We start from the raw sequence: 2,624 nt of genomic DNA on the forward strand, positions 1-2,624 counted from the left end.
GCACTCGCGGTATTAACAACAATCGCACCTCCAGCACTGCCTGCTGCATTGCCTACCGCACTCGCGGTATTAACAATTGCATTTCCGGCATTCCCTACCGCATTCCCTACCGCACTCGCCGTTGCAGAGACGGCTCCGAAAACGGAACCGAACCAATTGGATTTACCCCCTGGTTCAGCCTGCACCTTTGATTCGGATCGATCCTTGGTTTCTGATACTTCGGTTGCTGACAGAACTTCTTCTGAGTGGGTGCTGTCTCTTTTGCTTTCGTTGTTATCTAGCATGGCTTTACTGTGGGTTGAGTTTTTCAATGCAGCTTTTTCAGCAATGCGTTGGATTGACACTCCCCACTCGCCTATAGATGGGGATTCGTTTCCTGGTTATAGTGTAACGCGATGTCCCGCTGGCGAGTTTTCATCTTTTGCAGTGCCAGCATGACGATCCAGATCCCTCATCTTTAAAGCATTAAACCATACTCAAAGACATCAATTCATCTGTCATTTCAAAATTCGCCGTCACGCTTTGCACGTCGTCCAAATCTTCCAGTGCATCCATTAACTTAAGGAGCGATCGAGCTTTTTCAGGAGTATCTATTTCCACGGTATTGCTCGGAATCCAGCGATTTTCCGACTGCACAACAGCAAAACTTTTTTGTTTCAAAACATCAGCCAACTGTTCCAAATTAGCCACACTTGTAAAAACCTCTGCCCCTTCAGTATCCTCATCAATTAATATCAAATCATAAGATTCCGCAGCCGCCTCTAGCGACGCTTCAAACAATTGTTCCTCATCAATCGGGCCGCGTACCGTACAAACTCCTTTGTGGTCAAACATCCAGCCCACACAACCAGTTTCGCCCAAGTTGCCGCCATTTTTAGTAAAAGCTTCTCGCAAGTCAGCCGCTGTGCGGTTGCGATTGTCTGTCAGCGCTTCTATCAGAATAGCAACCCCGCCAACGCCGTAACCTTCGTAGCGAATAGCTTCTAATTCCGAATTCCCCCCCGCCAAGCCCGCACCTTTGGCGATCGCCCTTTCTATGTTTTCATTAGGAATACTCGCCGCCTTGGCTTTTTCTATAGCCGTCCGCAGTTGAAAATTGCCTGCGGGATCGGGAACTCCGCTGCGGGCCGCGACAATAATTTCGCGAGATATTCTCGCAAAAACTTTGCCTTTAACGGCATCAACTCTAGCTTTTTGGCGTTTAATATTCGCCCATTTACTGTGTCCAGCCATACCGATTTAAGATTTTCGATTTAAAATGTGCGATCGACATTAAACAATAACACCCAGATTCTGACAAATCTGATTAACGTAGGGTGCACCTCGGCGCACCTTACACACATAGCATAAAACGCGATTTTTCGCACCAATCTCAACTTTAATTAAACCGGATCGCGGTTTCAGAGTCAGTCAGGTGAGAAGTATCGCCATTAAGTGCGATCGACCATTCTCCCTCGCCCCGCACCACTTTCACCAAACAGCACAAAGAAGCGTTAATTTCCGTTTCTGCACCGCCCGCTAGCCCGATCGCAGTTCCTAAAACCGACGCACCGTGACCTACTAATAACATATCTTCGGGAAACTCAGCCGCGAGGCGTTTAGCCGTTTCCCCCGCCCTTTTGAAACAAGCTTCCACGGTTTCGGGATAATTAGCAATACCGCCTTTGTAGGAAGCATCAATCCTGGGAAAGCGGCTGCACAAAGCTTCGACGGACTCTGTTTCCGGCATTTCTGTCATCCATTCAGGATTCAGCCATTCGCACAGTCCCCAATCTAGTTTAATTGACAAATCGAGAGCTTCTGCCGCGTGATTTGCTGTTTGGACAGTTCGCAGAAAAGGGGAAGCAAAAATATGAGAAATTCCTTCTCCTTTGAGGCGATTTGCGAGTTGTTTGGCTTGAATGTGACCGTCTTCGGAAAGGTGGGGATCGTAGCGGTGTTCTGCGGTGAGAAACCAGTCGGGGTTAACGAAGTCGATGCGGTTTCCGTGTCGTGCGATCCAGACTGTTTGCGGCATGAGTTGGTTTTAGTTTTGCTTCTTGATGTAATATTATATCAAAGATGCTGATTTGGGATCTTTATGAAATTCGAGTGGGATGAAAACAAGGCTGCGGTAAATTTGTCCAAGCATAACATCTCATTTGAGGAAGCCAGAACGGTTTTTGACGATCCCCTCTACGTCGATTTCTACGATCCGGATCACTCTGATGAAGAAGAGCGCTATATTATTGTTAGAGAGTCCCAGCCCGGTAATTTATTGATAGTGTCGTATACAGAAAGAGCAGATTTTATTCGTTTGATTAGCGCCAGAAAAGTAACACGAGTGGAGCGAGAAGTTTATGAAGAAGGATGAAACAGGGATGGACGATGAGCTGCGGCCGGAATATGATTTGAGGAAGTTGCGGGTAAGAAAGGTAGGCTCTGGACGAAAGAGTTTTGGCGGTGTAAATATTCGTTTAGAACCGGATGTTGCAGAGATGTTTCCCGATTCTGAAGCAGTAAATGAAGCTCTGCGGTTTTTGATTAGAATTACTAAAGAAAACGTGGTATAGCAACCGCCAAGGCGGTTAGGACACGGTACCCAGGACATATTCAATTGCATCTCGAAGACAACTAAATCTATT

At 46.7% G+C, this 2,624-nt stretch carries 5 protein-coding genes; 2 read left to right on the plus strand and 3 right to left on the minus strand.

Going from position 1 to position 2,624, the window contains the following annotated elements; translation table 11 throughout:
• The 3 genes from QUA50_RS20785 to QUA50_RS20795 all read right to left on the minus strand — a co-directional run.
• Window positions 1-344 (minus strand): hypothetical protein (locus QUA50_RS20785; protein ID WP_333433666.1); only part of this gene is annotated, 344 nt, incomplete at its 3' end.
• 121 nt (window positions 345-465) lie between these two features.
• A complete protein-coding gene (locus tag QUA50_RS20790; protein ID WP_333266397.1) occupies window positions 466-1,233 on the minus strand; it encodes a YebC/PmpR family DNA-binding transcriptional regulator in 768 nt (255 codons plus the stop codon).
• A 145-nt stretch (window positions 1,234-1,378) separates the two neighbouring features.
• Window positions 1,379-2,017 (minus strand): histidine phosphatase family protein, encoded by a 639-nt coding sequence (locus QUA50_RS20795; protein ID WP_333266394.1) that lies wholly within the window; start codon window positions 2,015-2,017, stop codon window positions 1,379-1,381.
• Window positions 2,018-2,080: 63 nt separating this feature from the next.
• On the opposite strand from QUA50_RS20795, the gene QUA50_RS20800 reads away from it, so the two are divergent.
• Both QUA50_RS20800 and QUA50_RS20805 read left to right on the plus strand, forming a co-directional pair.
• A complete protein-coding gene (locus QUA50_RS20800; protein WP_333266393.1) occupies window positions 2,081-2,353 on the plus strand; it encodes a BrnT family toxin in 273 nt (90 codons plus the stop codon).
• Entirely contained in the window at window positions 2,340-2,552 is a 213-nt protein-coding gene (locus tag QUA50_RS20805; RefSeq protein ID WP_333266391.1) for a hypothetical protein, read from the plus strand. Before QUA50_RS20800 ends, QUA50_RS20805 begins: the two co-directional genes overlap by 14 nt.
• The last annotated feature ends 72 nt before the right edge of the window (window positions 2,553-2,624 follow it).

Origin of the sequence: Microcoleus sp. M2_D5 (genome assembly GCF_036701935.1) — a bacterium.
Classification (GTDB): Bacteria; Cyanobacteriota; Cyanobacteriia; order Cyanobacteriales; family Microcoleaceae; genus Microcoleus.

Excerpts from the sequence above, each read along its gene's own strand:
- QUA50_RS20790 (WP_333266397.1), bottom strand. The coding sequence starts at position 1,233 with ATGGCTGGACACAGTAAATGGGCGAATATTAAACGCCAAAAAGCTAGA.
- QUA50_RS20795 (WP_333266394.1), bottom strand. The coding sequence starts at position 2,017 with ATGCCGCAAACAGTCTGGATCGCACGACACGGAAACCGCATCGACTTC.
- QUA50_RS20800 (WP_333266393.1), top strand. The coding sequence starts at position 2,081 with ATGAAATTCGAGTGGGATGAAAACAAGGCTGCGGTAAATTTGTCCAAG.
- QUA50_RS20805 (WP_333266391.1), top strand. The coding sequence starts at position 2,340 with ATGAAGAAGGATGAAACAGGGATGGACGATGAGCTGCGGCCGGAATAT.